Below are 15,663 nucleotides of genomic sequence, written 5' to 3'. Positions count from 1 at the left end.
GGGACGGAAAAATATCTACGGAGATCCAGAAACGAAAAGGGGTATTCCATGCGGCTTCTCTTAATTCATTCTAACCATATCGACTACCAGGCGCAGAAAAAGACGCCGGTCGCGGAAGAGGGCGCGGTCCTTGAGGACGCCTTCGACGAGGCCCTCGTCGCCTTCTGTGCTGTTGAATCAATCGACGAAGAGGACATCGAGGACGTCATCGGCCAGGCGGTCGCGGAGATCGCAAAGACCGCCGAGCAGCTCAAGACCGAGCGGGTGCTCGTCTATCCATACGCTCATCTGAGCGCGGACCTCTCGAAACCGGAGACCGCCAGGAAGGCTCTCCAGGAGATCGAGGAAGGGCTCAAGACCATCGGTCTCACCGTGAAGCGCGCGCCCTTCGGCTGGTACAAGGCCTTCACCCTCTCGTGCAAGGGCCACCCTCTCTCAGAACTCTCCAGGACCATCGTGCCCGGCGGGAGCGAGGAGGCAAAACCGGCCAAGAAAGAGGTCACCCACACCTTCTTCGTCCTCACCCCCGAGGGTGAGCGTCTGGACGCCGAGGCCTGCTGTGACGAGACCGCCTTCGGTGCGCTCGTCAGGAAAGAACTCGGCAAGCCCACCTCGGCAGGCGGCGAACCGGTGCACGTCGACCTGATGCGCTCCAAGGAACTCGTCGACTACGAGCCCGCCTCGGATGTCGGTCACCTCCGCTGGATGCCGAAAGGCAGGCTCGTCCGCGACCTTCTGGAGGACTATGTCCTGGGTCTGGTCCTCGACTATGGCGGGATGCCGGTCGAGACCCCGGTGATGTACGACCTCGCCGACCCGGCGATCTCCGAGCATGCCGCGAAGTTCGGCGAGCGGCAGTACCGCTTCAAGAGCGGGAACCGGAACATGATGCTCCGCTTTGCCGCCTGCTTCGGGATGTTCTCCTTCATGCGGGACATGCACATCTCCCCCAACACCCTCCCGATGAAGATGTACGAACTCTCCACCTACTCGTTCAGGCACGAGCAGCGCGGCGAGGTGATCGGGCTCAAGAGGCTGCGGGCCTTCACGATGCCCGACATGCACACCCTCTGTCTGGACATGGACAACGCCCTCACATGCTTCGAGGAGCAGCTCCGGATGGGCTGGCAGACCGGTCGCGACCTGGAGACCCCGCTCGTCGGCGCCTTCCGCTGCACCCAGGACTTCTGGAACGAGCACGAGGACTGGGTCAAGAAGATCGTGAAGGAGTCGGGCGTCCCGCTGTTCGTCGAGATCCTCTCCGACCGCGTCCACTACTGGATCGCCAAGATCGACCTCGCCGCGATCGACGGGCAGGGCCGGCCGATCGAGAACCCGACCGTACAGATCGATGTCGAGAGTTCCAGGCGTTTCGAGATCTCGTACCGTGCCGACAACGAAGATGTCCACCCGCCGATCCTTCACTGCTCCCCGACCGGCTCGATCGAGCGCGTCATCTGCGCGATGCTCGAGAACACCGCCTACCAGGCAGTGCCCCGCCTCCCGACCTGGCTCTCCCCGACCCAGGTCCGCTTTGTGCCGGTGGCCGAGCGTCATGTGGCCTATGCCGAGGAACTCTGCCGGAAACTCACCGCCGCCGGCGTCAGGGCCGACGTCGACGACCGCGACGAGTCGATGAACAAGAAGGTCCGTGCCGCCGGGACCGAGTGGGTGCCCTACGTGGCCGTCATCGGCGACCGCGAGATGGAGGAAGGAAAACTCACCGTCACGGTCAGGAAACTCTCCGAGCCGAAGAAGCCGCACAAAGAGGAGATGACCGCGGAAGAACTCGTCGCCGCGGTGCAGGACGAGTGTGCCGGCAAGCCGGTCAGGCCGATCTACACCCCGAAAAACCTCACCCGGAGACCGCGCTTCATCTGAAGGCTTATCTCTCTTCAGGAGGGATCGGCCAGATCTCATACTTTTTTCAGAAAGACCGAACATTCTGCAGGTCCATATAGAGAGAGAAATCTCTCTGTCCCTCGCTGTCCCGATATTTCCGGCCAAATACCGCTTCGTCTCCCCTCCTGCGGGTAGACAAAGTTTAAATAGTATTTCCTCAGGTATACAGCACACTGGATGGTAGGCCCGAGCACAACGCCTATTCAACCGACATGGGAATCACACGGCTGCACAGACGCCGCATCGAGGTGATCACCCGCCAGCAGACCTGAGAGACCAGAGGCTGCCTTCCAGTCCACGGAGAGGTCATGAAGGAAAGGGGGGGTCCTGTGACCGTCGGGTTTGTACGAGTTCCAGCGCTGCTCGCCGTAGCGATGGTGCTCCTCTGCTGCCCGGCTCTGGCCCATGGCGCGGGTCTTCAGGACGAAACTGCAGGAGGGGCCGCGCTGGCTCCGGCCGCAGACACAGGTCCGGATCTCTCGATCTCGATGAGAAACGAGAGCAGGACGTTCAAGTCCGGACTCTCAGCCGCAGAGGAGAAACTCCCGACCGAACTCGTGCGGCTCGCACGGGCAGGTCAGGAACACGGGTCGGCCGTGACGACGCGCGCCGCACCGCCCGCCGGGCCCGCGGCAGAGTTCGTCCCTGCACTCCCTGAACCTTCGACCGCCCATACGAGCGATGGAGCGCTCCAGGTCTATGTCTATGTCTGGCTCAAGGATGGGGTGTCGACCCGTGTCGTCGACCCCTATGCCGGGGTCACCGACCGGGACGAGGAGCGCCATGTCGCGGCGGCATGGGTGAGGATAGACCGGCTCTGCGATCTTGCGTCCCTTACGGACGTCAGGCGGATCGAGAGCGTGACTTCTCCGGTGGTCTATGCGGGCTCGATCGCAAGTGAGAGCGATGTGATCCTCAAAACCGCAGCCGTGCGTGCCGAGACCGGTTACGGCGGCGAAGGGATGAAGGTCGGGATCGTCTCGGACAGTGCCGACCAGTGGCGGGAGGCGGTGGCCTCGGGCGACCTGCCGCCCACCGTCCGGGTGCTGTACGACATCGAAGGCATAGACGAGGGCACGGCCATGCTCGAGGTCGTCCATGACACGGCGCCCGGAGCAGACCTCTATTTCCACAGCGGCCTGCCCAACAAACTCACCTTTGTCACGGCGATCTCAGCCCTGGTCGAGGCCGGGTGCGACATTGTCTGCGACGACATCGGGTGGTTCGACGAGCCGTACTTCGAGGACGGGTACGTCGCTTCGTACGTGCACGACGTCGTGGAGACCGAGGATCTCATCTATGTCTCAGCCGCAGGGAACGATGCCCTGGGGCACTACGAAGGAGTCTTCAGGGACGACGGCCGGGGTTCCCACCTCTTCAGCGAAGGGAGCAACCTCATCAGGGCCGTGGTCGAGCCTCCTGCCGAGGGAACGCAGAGCAGGCTGTTGCAGATCTTCCTCCAGTGGGACGAACCCTGGGGGAGGGCGTCGAGCGACTACGACCTGTTCCTGCTCACCGAGGAAGGAAACCGTTTTGTCGAGATTGCGAACAGTTCAATGGTCCAGGACGGCGACGATGTCCCGATGGAGGAGATCGCAGTCGAGTATTTCGGCGACGAACCGGGTGTGGTCTACCTGTCGGTCGCCCTCCAGGACGGTGAGCCGCACACGCTCGAAATTTTCATCCCGACCGGCGGTTTCTTCGACGATCCGGCCGCCACGCCTGGGGACGCCGTCTTCGGCCACCCGGCGGTGCCCGGCGTGGTCGCCGTAGGGGCGGTCAGGGCCGACGACCCGACCGAGATCGAGATCTTCTCCTCGGAAGGGCCGGCGACGATCACCCGGCCCGCCCTCGAGGTGCGGCCGAAACCCGACATCTGCGGCCTCGACAGGACGCAGATCACCGGTGCCGGCGGCTTCGGGAAACAGTTCTATGGTACGAGCGCAGCAGCCCCGGCGGTCGCGGGGGTCATCGCGACGGTGTGGGGCATCAGGAGGGACACGTCCCCTGCCGGGGTGCGCGAGGCCCTCTACGAGACGGCCGTCGACCTGGGAGAACCCGGATGGGATCCGGTCTATGGGCATGGGAGGGCGGATGCGCTCTCGATGTTCGATGCCCTCTCTGCATCGCCGACCAACCTCTCGCTCTTCTTTGTCCCTGCCGCGGCCGAGGTCCGGGCAGGGGAGGAGGCGGAGGTCGGGCTGACGATGGACCGCACACCCGCCGCGCTCCTGGGGTACAGCATCACGGCCACCCTCTCCGACCCGGCGGTCGGGGAGATCACCGGGGTTTCGTTCCCCGGATGGGTACAGGAAGAGGAGCACACGGCCCTGCCTGCCGACACGGTCAGGATCAACGCGACCGGCCAACCGCCGCGCTCGCAGCCCGACGGCGTCGCCCTCTGCACCCTGACGGTGCGGGGCGATGCGGCCGGGACGACCGATGTCGCGGCCGGCCCTGAGTCCCGGGTGACCGGCCCGGGCGAAGGAGAGTACGTGCTGGAGATCACTCCTGCACGTCTCATGGTGATGTCCGCTCCGGTCAGGCCCTTCCCGCGGCCTGACGGGGGCACCTATCCTCCGCCCACCGATCCGGACGGCGACGGCCTCTACGAGGACGTCGACGGAGACGGCGTCCTCACGATGGAGGACGTCACCGTCTACGCCGGAAACCTGGTGTTCATCAGGGACAATCAGCCGCTCGAAGTGTTTGACTTCGACAAAAACGGCAGGATCGGGTTCAGTGACGTGAACACGCTCTACAGAATGGTGCAACAATGAAGGGTCTTGGATATGTCATCTGGCTGATCGCCATCGTCGGCCTTGTTGCGGCCTGCCAGGCCGCTCCCGAACTCAGGGTAGGGGACCCTGGAAACGTGCCGGTGGGAGGGAGCATTGAAATTCCCATCACCCTGGAAGGGGCCGAGAACGGACTTTCCGGGTACAACCTCACCGTCACGCTCTCCGACCCCGCCTGCGCCGAGATCTCGGCGGTCTCGTTCCCCGCCTGGGCCCCCCTCCACCGCGGAGGGGCGGTCCCGGCCGGAGCGACCTGGATCGAGGGAGTCGACCTTGGAGATCGAGCCGAGGGGAACGGTACAAGCGTCGCCCTCGGCACGATCACGCTCAGAGGGATCAGGGGAGGACCGACCGACCTGGTGATCGCCCCGGTCAGAGTCCAGGACGATACAGGCACGAGTTATCAGATCTCCGAGGTGAAGACCGGCCTTATGATCGGGTCTGCGTCGGAATCTCAATCTGGAAGTTCCGGGAACTCCGGGAGTTCGGGCAGCAGCAGCGTGCCGGCCGCGGCCGTGACCACGCCGCAACCGACGCCGACCGAGGAGAGCACCCAGACCGTGACGACGTCTGAAGTGCCGTCCACCGCGACCGGGACTCCGGAAGAGACGACTCCGGCCCAGGGGGCCTCGCCTTTCCTGATCGTCCTCATGATAGCGGCCCTGATATTCGGATTCATAACGAGGGAGAAGAAGGAGTGAAGAAAAGATGAACGTGAAGCGTATTATGCCGCTTCTCGGCATCGTTATCCTCTGTGTCTTCGGGACACAGGGGGCCCTGGCACAGGACCAGGGGAATGAGACAGTCTCCATCATGCTCATGCCCGAATCGGCTGAGGTGATGCTCAACGAGACCACAGACATTGCAGTAATTCTGGACGCGGCCCCACAGGGGCTGGCAGGTTTCAACATCACCATCAGTATCGACGACCCGGAGATAGGCGAGATCGTAGATCTGAACTTCTCGGACTGGGCCTTTGAGCCCGAGAACGGATCATTGCCTGCAGACACCGTCTGGGCGCAGGCATTCGATCCCGAGGAACTCGCAGGTGAGACGAACATCACGCTCTGCACCGTCACCGTACGCGGTGACGCCGAAGGGATGAGCGCGATCAATGTCACCCCTGAGGCGATCGAAGACGTCAACGGGACGCTGTACAACGCCACCGTGGTGCCGGGCGAACTGAATGTCACCGGTGAGATGCCGCCGGCCGGACTTGCCGCCGACTTCGAGGCCGACGTGACGGTCGGCGTCGTGCCGCTCAACGTCACGTTCACCGATCTCTCGACCGGGAACGTGACCGCGTGGGAGTGGGACTTCGGCGACGGCACCAACTCGACCGAGCAGGATCCGGTCCACACCTACGAGGAGGGCGGGATCTACACGGTCAGCCTCACTGTCTCGGACGAGATGAATGAGACCGACACCCTGGTGAAAGAGGACTACATCATGGTGAGCGGCGGGCCGGCACCCGGACCTGCGGCAGAGTTCGAGGCCGACATGACCGAGGGTGAGGCACCGCTCGACGTCACCTTCACCGATCTCTCGACCGGGAACGTGACCGCATGGGAGTGGGACTTCGGTGACGGCACCAACTCGACCGAACAGGATCCGGCCCACACCTTTGAGGAGGCGGGACTCTACACCGTCAGTCTCACCGTCACGGACGAGACAAATTGAGACCGACACCATGGTCAAGGAGGACTACATCAACGTCTCAGGCGTAGCACCGCCGCCGGTCGGACCGACCGCAGAGTTCGAGGCCGACATGACCAGCGGGGACGCACCCCTTGCCGTCACCTTCGCTGATCTCTCGACCGGGAACGTGACCGCATGGGAGTGGGACTTCGGTGACGGCACCAACTCAACCGAGCAGGATCCGGTCCACACCTTTGAGGAGGCGGGACTCTACACCGTCAGTCTCACCGTCACGGACGAGGCAAATGAGACCGACACCATGGTCAAGGAGGACTACATCAACGTCTCAGGCGTAGCACCGCCGCCGGTCGGACCGACCGCAGAGTTCGAGGCCGACATGACCAGCGGGGACGCACCCCTTGCCGTCACCTTCACCGATCTCTCGACCGGGAACGTGACTGCGTGGGAGTGGGACTTCGGCGACGGCACCAACTCGACCGAGCAGAACCCGGCCCACACCTACGAGAATGCCGGGACTTACACCGTCAGCCTCACCGTCTCCGACGAGATGAATGAGACCGACACCATGGTCAAAGAGGCCTACATCACCGTCGGCGAGGTACCGCTCGTCGGTCTCTCGTTCAGGCCGTCCGTCATCTCGGTCCCGGTCGGGAACGTCACGACCCTCGACCTTGTCCTCGCCTCGGCGGACGAGGGACTGGCCGGGTACTCCCTGAACCTGACAGTCAGCGACCCGGCCACCGCAAACATCACCGCGATCACCTTCCCCGAATGGGCGCTTTTCAACGAGACATCGCTGCTCCCGAACTCCACGGCATGGATGAGTGCCGTCGACCTCAACGACACGGTCCAGGCCGGCGCCACCAACGTGACGCTCGGGACGGTGACCATCGAGGGGATGGGAGCAGGGACTGCCGAACTTCAGGTTGAAGTGCGGGTGATGGACGCGGACGGCGGTGCGGCATTCGACCCGCCGACCACGCCGGCCAGCATCACCATCACACCGCCGCCGCCGTTCCCGGGTTACGAGAATTCACCGACCGACCCGAACGGCGACGGGAAGTACGAGGACATCAACGGGAACGGTATCATCGACTATGACGACGTCGTCGCCTTCTTCGCAAACATGCAGTGGATCGAGGAGAACAACCTGGTTGCACTCTTCGACTTCAACAACAACGGCGAAATCGACTACGACGATGTCGTGACACTTGCCATGATGGTCTAAACACCACCATTTTTTCCGGAGCACAGGGAAAATTGCCGGAGAGATGGGGGGACACAACGGCCAGGGCCATCGGAGACCTGCACCAGGGCTGCAGGATATCGTCCGTCCGCCTGGTGCGGGCCTGGGGCTGAGACCATCGACCATGAAAAAAGGAGGATAGGAAAAATGGTTCAGAAACGATGGATCAAAAGAACGGTGGGGAGGTCTGAGATTTACTATGACCGGACGTCCGGGGCCATCCACACCTTTCCGCCCCATGACGCGGGTGGAGACGAGGTCTGGGTGCCGCCGGAAGGTCATCCGCTCGCCCCGCTCCGTCTGTACTACGACCCGACGTATCGGTGCAACCTCTCATGCCGACACTGTATCACACGGTCGGCGCCGACGGCGGACACCTCAGGAGAACTCAGTTTCGAACGAGCCTGTACGCTTCTCTCAGAATGCGCACGGGCCGGCATCCTGGATGTTGCCCTGACCGGTGGAGAGCCGTTCATCTACCGGCACATCTTTCCCTTGATCGCCCATGCCCGCGCCTGCGGGATGAACGTGATGATCTCGACCAACGGGCTGCTTGTCTCAAAGGAGGCCGCGGCCAGACTGGCAAGGCTCGGCGTCCTCGATGTACGGGTCAGTTTCGAAGGAGCGGAGAAGATCAACGACAGTGTGAGGGGGAAAGGAACGTACCAGAAGGCGCTACGCGCCGTGAACAACCTGATCGAGACCGGAAACCACACGGTGGTCAGACTCACCCTCTCGGGCAGGAGCGAGGAGCATCTCGAAGACCTCTTCACCGACCTGGCCGCCTGCGGCGTGCATGAGGTGAAGGCGTCGGCGATCAAAGAGGTGGGACGGGCCGCCGACCCGGAGAACGCCGATCTGCTCGGCTACACCGCAGACCTGGAGAGTGCACAGCGTCTCCAGCAACTCGGGGCACTCTTCGGCATCGAGGTCCAGCTCTCCTCCGACGACTTCCCGCTCACGCCCAGAGAGGCAAAAGATCATAAACTCAGATTTGACGAGGGAGAGAACTGCGGGGCAGGGTTTGCGACGGCATATGTCTCGCCGTACGGAGAGGTGCTCCCGTGCTCCTCGATGCCGCATGTGGTGCTCGGGAATGTCGCCTCCGAAGGATTCATGGAAGCCTGGACCGGGGAACGCGCGCGTCGCTTCAGGGAACTGGTCACCTCCTGCGGGACGCAACTTCTCTGCAAAGCGCCGTGTTTCTCGGCAAAAAACCTTGACCTGGCGATGCGTCCGAGATCGAACGCATTTTCCCAGAGTTCCAGCAAGATGGCAGACAAACCATAGACCTCTTTTTCCAGAAAAAAGGATCCCCGGATCCCCATTTCATTTAAGAACAGATTTATCATCAGATATCGTACCTTCTTCCAGAAGTGCAGGTTCGCCGATCAGGCCCGGAGGCAGAACCTGCAGAGAGCCTGATGTTCTGATGAGGAGATCTTTTCAGTCCTTGACGTGTCGCAAAGAACGCTCTTTCAACCAGTACCTGATGACGTTCTTCATCCTCCTCATCGTCGTCGTCATCTCCGTCCTCTCCTCGCTCTCCTATATCGAGGCCAGAGACGAACTCGTCGAGAAGAACCTTCTCCTCCAGGACGAGACCGAGAAGAGTATCCTCCAGTGGATGGCCCTCGTCGATGCCGGCCTGAAAAAGTACGACGACAGTCTCAACGATAAGATGAGACATGGCTTCAAGAATTTTCTGGAGGAGTACGAACGGTCCGGGCGAGACCCGTCCGCGATGGACCTCCGGAGACTGAAGGAAGATCTCGGTGGAGAGATGGACCTCTATGTCATCAATGCCGAGGGGGTCATCGAGTATTCCACCTACGAAAAAGAGGTCGGTCTGGACTTCAAGAAGGTTCCGTATTTCTACGAGTATATCACCGCCCTGCGGGAGGGGGACACCTTCTCGGCCGACCGGGTGGTGCGCGAGCAGTCCACCAGGAAGGTGAGAAAGTACGCTTACATGCCCACCCCGGACCACCGCTACCTCTTCGAACTCGGCCTGGTCACCGACCTGCTCAAGGACCGCAGTCTCGATCTCTCCTATGTCGAGACCGGCGAGAACCTCAAGACCCTCAATCCCGACCTGACCGAGATCAGGTTCTTTGACTCGATGGGCAATATCATCGGGAACAAGAGTTACCAGATGCCCGTCATCGAGAAAGAACGGGTGGAACGGGCGCTTGCACAACGGGAAGGCGCCGTTTACACCGACCCTGCGAAGAGGAGCGAGGTCCACTTCCTCTATCTCGACCTCCGTGACCCTGACTATGCCTCAGATATGAGCGTGGTGACCGAACTCACCTACACGACCGCTCCGATACAGAAGAAACTCAACACCCTCTTCATCTCGCAACTGACGATCTCCCTTCTCGCCATCCTCCTCAGCATCATCTTCACCTATGTCGGGAGCCGCCACATCTCCCGCCCGATCTCAGAGGTGGTCGAGGACATCGACCGGATCGCACGGGGCGATCTCGACCACACGATCCGGCACACGAAGGGGATCGAATTTTCGAGAATGGAGAACGCGATCAACGCGATGGTTCGAACGCTCAAAGAGAATATCAGGCGCGCCCAGGTCTCCGAAGAGGCGTTGAAACAATATTCCGAGAATCTGGAAGTGATCGTCGATAAGAGGACGGCCGAACTCAAAGAGGCAAACGAAGAGGCAAACCTCTACCTGGACATCATGTCCCATGACATCAACAATGCCAATGCCGTCTCCCTGGGCTATACCCAGCTCCTGCTCATGAACCTTCCCGAGAAGGAGAGAGGCGAGGTCGACCGGATCCGGCAGAGCATTCTCAGAAGTTCGGGGATCACCCAGAATGTCGCGACTATCAGGAAGATCCGCCAGGAGGCCCTCCCGCTCAGGACGGTGGACCTGGACAGGGTGATCAGAGAGGAGGTGGCCCACCACCCCGATGGCCGGGTCAACTATGATGGGGAGAGGGTGCTGGTCAGGGCCGACGCCCTCCTTCCCGAGGTCTTCTCCAACCTCATCGGGAACGCCCTCAAGTTCATGGAAGAGGAGGGCAAGGTCTGCATCAGGGTGGAAGACCGGGGCGAGGAGGTGCTGGTCTCGGTGGAGGACACCGGGCCTGGCATCCCCGACGCCATGAAGGAGACGATCTTCAACCGGTTCAAGAAGGGGAAGAACAAGCAGAGCGGGAAGGGGCTCGGGCTCTATATCGTCAGGTCGTTGGTGGAGCGGTACGGCGGAACGGTCCGGGCCGACGACCGGGTCGAGGGCGCCCCCGAGGAGGGGGCGGCGATCCGGTTCACCCTCCTGAAGATCCCGGACGAGGGAGAGCGGCGGCAGGCATAAGGGGGGGTACGGCGATCCCCTGACGCGATGGACCCGCTGGCCCAGGTCATCCTCATCCTCGTCGCCGCGAAGGTCGGAGGCGAACTCCTCGAACGGATGGGTTATCCGGCGCAGGTCGGGGAGATCGCGGCCGGGATCCTCCTCGGCCCCTCGGTGCTCGGGCTCGTGACCTTCGACGAACCGCTCGTCTTTCTCTCCGAGATCGGGATCATCGCCCTCCTCTTTGTCAGCGGGATCAGGCTGAGCCTGAAGTCTTTTGTTGCGTCTGAGAAGGCGGCGGTCTCGACGGCCTTCACCGGTGTCGTCCTTCCGTTCGCCCTCGGGTGGGCCTTCGGGGTGCTGATGGGTTTTTCTTTTCTGGAGCGGTTCTTCATCGGGATCGCTCTCTCCATCACCTCGATCGGGATCTCGGTCAGGAGCCTCATCGACCTGCGCAAACTGGAGACGCCCTCGGGGGCGACGATCGTGGGGGCGGCGGTCATCGACGATGTGCTCGGGATCGTTCTCCTCGCCGCCCTCACCGCCGTCGCCTCGGGGAGCGAGGGCTCGCTGGTGTACACCATCGTCGGGGGAAGTGTCTTCATCGCGGGAAGTGTCGTGGTCGGGCGGCGGGTTTTACCGGCGGCGCTTGCCAGGACGCGGGGCGCCCGCACCCATGAGTTGACCTACACGGCGGCGATCGTCACCGCCCTGCTGATGGCCTGGCTCGCCGATTTTGCCGGGCTTCACTATTCCATCGGGGCGTTCCTGGCCGGGATGATCCTGGGCGAGGAGATCAGGAGCGACCGGTCGCTCTTCGACGGGATCGCCGATTTCGCCTTCGGGTTCTTTGTCACCATCTTCTTTGCGTCCATCGGGCTGCTAGTGGTGGTGACCCCCGAGACCTTCCTCTCCCCCTTCGTTCTCCCGCTCATCCTCCTCGCTTTCGTGGGCAAGGTGGCGGGTGGGTTCCTCGGCGCCGCACCCTTCATGGCAACCCGTGCCGAGGCGCTGGTGGTGGGGATCGGGCTCTTCCCGCGGGGCGAGATCGCCCTGGTCGTCTCTCAGATCGCCCTCGCAGCCGGGATCATCGACCAGAGCATCTTCTCGGCCTTCACGGTGATGGTGGTCGTCTCGATCCTCCTCACCCCCATCCTGATGGCCTGGGGATACCGGCGGGTGCCGCTCAGAGATGGCCGGCCACCCGCAGGTGCGAGATGACCATGCAGGCCTCGAGGCGGCCGACGGCGACGCCGCGCTCGTCGACGACGACGAGGGCCGGGTATCGGTAGTGTTCCATCGCCTCGATCGCGTGGCGGAGGGTGGCGGTGGTCGGGACCGAGATGTGGCTGCGGGTCATGATGTCGGCGGCCACCGCCGTCTCCCGTCTAAGAAGACACTCGATGCAGCGCTCCCGCTCCCTGCTCCGCACGCCCACCACCGGGCCGACGGAGGCGAGGAGGTCGAGGGCGGTGATGAACCCGAGGAAGTGGTCCTCGGGCCCGGCGACGACGAGGTCGGTGCAGCCGAGTCTGGAGAAGGTCTCGAAGACCTCGGGGAGGGGAGTGTCGGGGAGGACGGAGACGACCTCTTCGTCCATGACGGTGGTGACCGGGATATCTGCGGGTTCCATGCTCGTCACCGCACCGTCGCATAGAGGACGCTCTCGTCGGGGCCGGGGGTGTAGTGGCGGAGGTACATCCGGTACTCAGGCACCAGGGAGGCGAGAAAGATTGGGACTTCGGTGAGGTCGTCTGCCCGGTGGTAGACCGAGATGGCGAGGTCTGGCCGGAACTCCCTGATGCTCTTCTCCGCGCCGGCGAGGGCGGGGAGTTCGGCGCCCTCGATGTCCATCTTGATGAAGTCGACGCGGTCAAGCCCGGTCTCTTCGACATAGCGGTCCAGGGTGGTCACCGGCACCTCGGCCCCGCCTACGCCGCCGCCCTGCCGGAACATCCGCCCGGTCCCTGAGAAGGTGAGGGTCGTCTCCTGATCCCAGAGTCCGAGGGGCACGGTGACGACCGATGAGGTAAGATCGTTCTTCTCGACCACCCGCTCGATCACCCGCCGGTTGGCCCCGGCCGGTTCGAAGGCATGGACCCGGCCCGAGGGGCCGACGAACCTGGAGAACCAGACCGCGGTCTCCCCCCAGCACGCCCCGGCGTCGACGACGATGTCGCCTGGCCGCGGTTCGCAGAGTCCTTCGACGCGGTATTGTTCCTGGAGCCAGATGGTGTTGAAGACGTAGGCGTCCGAGTGGACGGTGCTCCCGTCGTAGCGGTAATAGTGTCCCGAGCGGTAGCGTTCGGTCTCCCGCTGCAGTCGCCAGAACTCGTCGCGTGCGATCGGCGGCGGGCGGAGTTCGAGCGCCCCGTTGCCGATGAGGGCGTAGGCGACGCGGTAGCCGACGAGCCAGTCGAAGATCTCTTTCGACCTCTCGTCTGAGAGGAGTGCCCGCACGCGGTCGTATTTCGCCGGGTCGCCGACCGCCCCGGCGAGCACCCCGACCGATTCCTTGAAAACTTCCGGGTGGCGTTCCCTGAACCCGAGTTCGAGCGGCGTCCCGGCCCAGAGGAAGAGGCCGTTGATCTTCTCGACCGCCGCACGGGCAAGGCGGTTGCCCTTCCCGTTCTCGGCCCGCTTTCGCTCCCAGACCTCGTCGAGGGTCCGGCGCACCAGTGCCTCGGTGTGGCTCTGCTGAATGGTTTGTACCGGGATTTCGATCCCCCCGCGTGGGAGAGAGACGTGGGAGAGGATATAGATTGTGGCGGGGGGTGGGGCGAGGTTAAAGGAGGGAGAGGTAGGCAGACCGATCAGAGAGGTCGCCTGACCAACAATGATATGAAAATTTCAATCTGCTTTCTCGCGTCGAGAAGCCTACCTAAGATAATAATCTTCATAAGTGCATTGAAAACCAAAAATATTTCTAAACATGAATTTATTTTATAGCATGTATCATATGTATATCATCGATGAAACTACCTTAGACAAAAAGTACTTAGAGCAACTATTCATAGAGGTTCAATCAGAACAGAGCGGCCTGATGAAAAAAGTTCCAGACATAAATTGTATCGAACACGGCAGACTTGATTCAAAATATGCCGTATACTGGAAAGATGGAGATCACCATCAAATTATCAAAAAATTCGAAAAAGAAAATGATGCAATGATATTTTATAAAAAAACGATACATGCGATTATCAATGCTTACAATACACGAAAAAGAAGAGATTACATTAGTCTCTACAATATATACATCTTGGATATAGAAGATACATTATATTCAAAAGTTCCAGAAATTCTTATATAATCACTATTTTTTAATAGGGCATCATAACCTTCATGCTTGCCTCCACAAATTTGAATGGGTTCAACACCACTATTGTCACAATCAGAACCTCCCCAAAAACCAACTCGACGTTCCCAAAGTCCACCAAAACGAGTCCTACAAAGACAAATCGCGCAGCTCGCAGAGATTTCCATCGATGAAAAATCCTTCAGTGACTCCGTTGAGGCAATGTTGAAAAAAACATGACTCCTCGCGAGTGCCGGAGCCCGATCATTACTCATGAACCCCAGAGTTCATATCGGCCCATTATGAATTCCTGAGTTCATAATCTTCGCCGCCGTCACTCCTGAAATTCAAAGATCCTCCTGACAACGACAACCGAACCGGGCGACAACGCACCCGCCCAGATCCTCAACAAAAGAAAAGCCCGATACCCCCGGGCGGATTCGAACCGCCGTCGCCGGATCCAAAGTCCTGCATGATTGACCACTACACTACGGGGGTCTGCTCTTGAGCGCACCAGTCCCTGTCACCCAGAGAACCGACCTTCTATTCATTGGACAGAATCCTATTTATTCGCGTTCATCCCCCACGGATGTACTTCGATGCAGGTCCTCTTCCTCGGTGCCGAGTCCCTGGGTGCCCGCTCGATGGCGACCGTCGTTCTGACCGCGGACCGGACGGTGCTCATCGACCCCGGCGTCGCCCTCGCCCCGAAACGCTCCGGCCTCCCGCCCCACCCCCTCGAAGCCGCGGCGGCCGAGCGGACGAGGGAGGCGGTGCTCGAATGGCTCCCGCGGGCGACCGACATCGTCGTCACCCACTTCCACGGCGACCACATGCCCCTCGCCGACGCCGACCCATCCCAGATCCCCCTTGCCGCCTTCGCCCCGCCGAAAGGGTGCCGGATCCTGGTGCCGGGCGAGGGCGGGCATTCGGGACAGTCGCGAGCGCGGCGGCGGGCGTTCGCCCGGGCCCTCGGCCGCACCCTCCCGGCCGCCGAGGGGGAGGACGACGGGGTCGTCGCCTGCGCCGGGCCCTTCGCCCACGGCGGGGGGAGCGGACCGGTGATGATCGTCGCGGTGAGAGAGGGAAACGAGTGTTTTGTCCACGCCTCCGACACCCAGCTCCTCTCTGCTGAGGCGGTCGCGAAGATCCTGGCGTGGCGGCCGACGATCGTCTACACCTCGGGCCCGCCCCTGTACCTCTCTGCGACTACCTGGGAGGAGGTCAACCGCGCCCTTGCCCATGCCGCCCGCATCGCCGGAGTTGCAAAGACCCTCGTCATCGACCACCACATTCTCAGGGGCGTCGGGGGGTTGCGGTGGGTCGAAGACGCCGGCGGAGTTTCGGCCGCGACCTACATGGGTGCCCGGCCCGGGCTTCTGGAGGCGCGGCGCCGGGAACTCTGGGAGCGACCGCCCGCAGATATTTATTGATCGCGGTGAAT

At 61.9% G+C, this 15,663-nt stretch carries 12 protein-coding genes and 1 tRNA gene; 10 read left to right on the top strand and 3 right to left on the bottom strand.

What is annotated here, in order from left to right:
- The first annotated feature begins 48 nt into the window (after positions 1–48).
- The 8 genes from RJ40_RS11375 to RJ40_RS11340 all read left to right on the top strand — a co-directional run bounded on the left by RJ40_RS11375 (position 49) and on the right by RJ40_RS11340 (position 12,145).
- Entirely contained in the window at positions 49–1,881 is a 1,833-nt protein-coding gene (locus tag RJ40_RS11375) for a threonine--tRNA ligase (protein ID WP_265580970.1), read from the top strand.
- A gap of 329 nt (positions 1,882–2,210) precedes the next feature.
- Positions 2,211–4,682, top strand: a complete 2,472-nt coding sequence (locus tag RJ40_RS11370) for a S8 family serine peptidase (protein WP_265580969.1) — start codon at positions 2,211–2,213, stop codon at positions 4,680–4,682.
- A complete protein-coding gene (locus RJ40_RS11365) occupies positions 4,679–5,401 on the top strand; it encodes a hypothetical protein (protein ID WP_265580968.1) in 723 nt (240 codons plus the stop codon). The genes RJ40_RS11370 and RJ40_RS11365 overlap by 4 nt, the downstream gene beginning before the upstream one ends.
- Before the next feature lie 7 nt (positions 5,402–5,408).
- Entirely contained in the window at positions 5,409–6,380 is a 972-nt protein-coding gene (locus tag RJ40_RS11360) for a PKD domain-containing protein (protein ID WP_265580967.1), read from the top strand.
- A 10-nt stretch (positions 6,381–6,390) separates the two neighbouring features.
- Positions 6,391–7,587 carry a PKD domain-containing protein gene (locus RJ40_RS11355; RefSeq protein WP_265580966.1) on the top strand — a complete coding sequence of 399 codons (1,197 nt, stop codon included), beginning with the start codon at positions 6,391–6,393 and terminating at the stop codon, positions 7,585–7,587.
- A gap of 165 nt (positions 7,588–7,752) precedes the next feature.
- The gene (locus RJ40_RS11350) at positions 7,753–8,895 is read left to right on the top strand and encodes a radical SAM protein (RefSeq protein ID WP_265580965.1); all 1,143 of its coding nucleotides are present in this window, start codon (positions 7,753–7,755) and stop codon (positions 8,893–8,895) included.
- Positions 8,896–9,058: 163 nt separating this feature from the next.
- Positions 9,059–10,945, top strand: coding sequence for a sensor histidine kinase (locus tag RJ40_RS11345; protein ID WP_265580964.1), 1,887 nt, complete (start codon positions 9,059–9,061; stop codon positions 10,943–10,945).
- Between the two features lie 27 nt (positions 10,946–10,972).
- Entirely contained in the window at positions 10,973–12,145 is a 1,173-nt protein-coding gene (locus RJ40_RS11340; RefSeq protein ID WP_265580963.1) for a cation:proton antiporter, read from the top strand.
- Here the strand turns inward: RJ40_RS11340 and RJ40_RS11335 are convergent.
- Positions 12,111–12,557, bottom strand: a complete 447-nt coding sequence (locus tag RJ40_RS11335) for a CBS domain-containing protein (protein WP_265580962.1) — start codon at positions 12,555–12,557, stop codon at positions 12,111–12,113. The genes RJ40_RS11340 and RJ40_RS11335 overlap by 35 nt on opposite strands.
- A 5-nt stretch (positions 12,558–12,562) precedes the next feature.
- A complete protein-coding gene (locus RJ40_RS11330) occupies positions 12,563–13,600 on the bottom strand; it encodes an FkbM family methyltransferase (protein WP_265580961.1) in 1,038 nt (345 codons plus the stop codon).
- 283 nt (positions 13,601–13,883) lie between these two features.
- On the opposite strand from RJ40_RS11330, the gene RJ40_RS11325 reads away from it, so the two are divergent.
- A complete protein-coding gene (locus tag RJ40_RS11325) occupies positions 13,884–14,234 on the top strand; it encodes a hypothetical protein (RefSeq protein ID WP_265580960.1) in 351 nt (116 codons plus the stop codon).
- A 410-nt stretch (positions 14,235–14,644) separates the two neighbouring features.
- On the opposite strand, the gene RJ40_RS11320 is transcribed toward RJ40_RS11325, so the two are convergent.
- Positions 14,645–14,717, bottom strand: a tRNA-Gln gene (locus RJ40_RS11320).
- Positions 14,718–14,818: 101 nt separating this feature from the next.
- On the opposite strand from RJ40_RS11320, the gene RJ40_RS11315 reads away from it, so the two are divergent.
- Positions 14,819–15,652 carry an MBL fold metallo-hydrolase gene (locus tag RJ40_RS11315; protein ID WP_265580959.1) on the top strand — a complete coding sequence of 278 codons (834 nt, stop codon included), beginning with the start codon at positions 14,819–14,821 and terminating at the stop codon, positions 15,650–15,652.
- Positions 15,653–15,663 lie beyond the last annotated feature (11 nt).

Origin of the sequence: Methanofollis aquaemaris (assembly GCF_017357525.1) — an archaeon.
Classification (GTDB): domain Archaea; phylum Halobacteriota; class Methanomicrobia; order Methanomicrobiales; family Methanofollaceae; genus Methanofollis; species Methanofollis aquaemaris.
Note: the sequence above shows the minus strand (reverse complement) of the source record. Positions and strands in the feature narration are given on the sequence as shown.

Bases quoted from the DNA above. Each gene is read 5' to 3' on its own strand.
- RJ40_RS11375 (WP_265580970.1), top strand. From the start codon at position 49: ATGCGGCTTCTCTTAATTCATTCTAACCATATCGACTACCAGGCGCAG.
- RJ40_RS11370 (WP_265580969.1), top strand. From the start codon at position 2,211: ATGAAGGAAAGGGGGGGTCCTGTGACCGTCGGGTTTGTACGAGTTCCA.
- RJ40_RS11365 (WP_265580968.1), top strand. From the start codon at position 4,679: ATGAAGGGTCTTGGATATGTCATCTGGCTGATCGCCATCGTCGGCCTT.
- RJ40_RS11360 (WP_265580967.1), top strand. From the start codon at position 5,409: ATGAACGTGAAGCGTATTATGCCGCTTCTCGGCATCGTTATCCTCTGT.
- RJ40_RS11355 (WP_265580966.1), top strand. From the start codon at position 6,391: ATGGTCAAGGAGGACTACATCAACGTCTCAGGCGTAGCACCGCCGCCG.
- RJ40_RS11350 (WP_265580965.1), top strand. From the start codon at position 7,753: ATGGTTCAGAAACGATGGATCAAAAGAACGGTGGGGAGGTCTGAGATT.
- RJ40_RS11340 (WP_265580963.1), top strand. From the start codon at position 10,973: ATGGACCCGCTGGCCCAGGTCATCCTCATCCTCGTCGCCGCGAAGGTC.
- RJ40_RS11335 (WP_265580962.1), bottom strand. From the start codon at position 12,557: ATGGAACCCGCAGATATCCCGGTCACCACCGTCATGGACGAAGAGGTC.
- RJ40_RS11325 (WP_265580960.1), top strand. From the start codon at position 13,884: ATGTATATCATCGATGAAACTACCTTAGACAAAAAGTACTTAGAGCAA.
- RJ40_RS11315 (WP_265580959.1), top strand. From the start codon at position 14,819: ATGCAGGTCCTCTTCCTCGGTGCCGAGTCCCTGGGTGCCCGCTCGATG.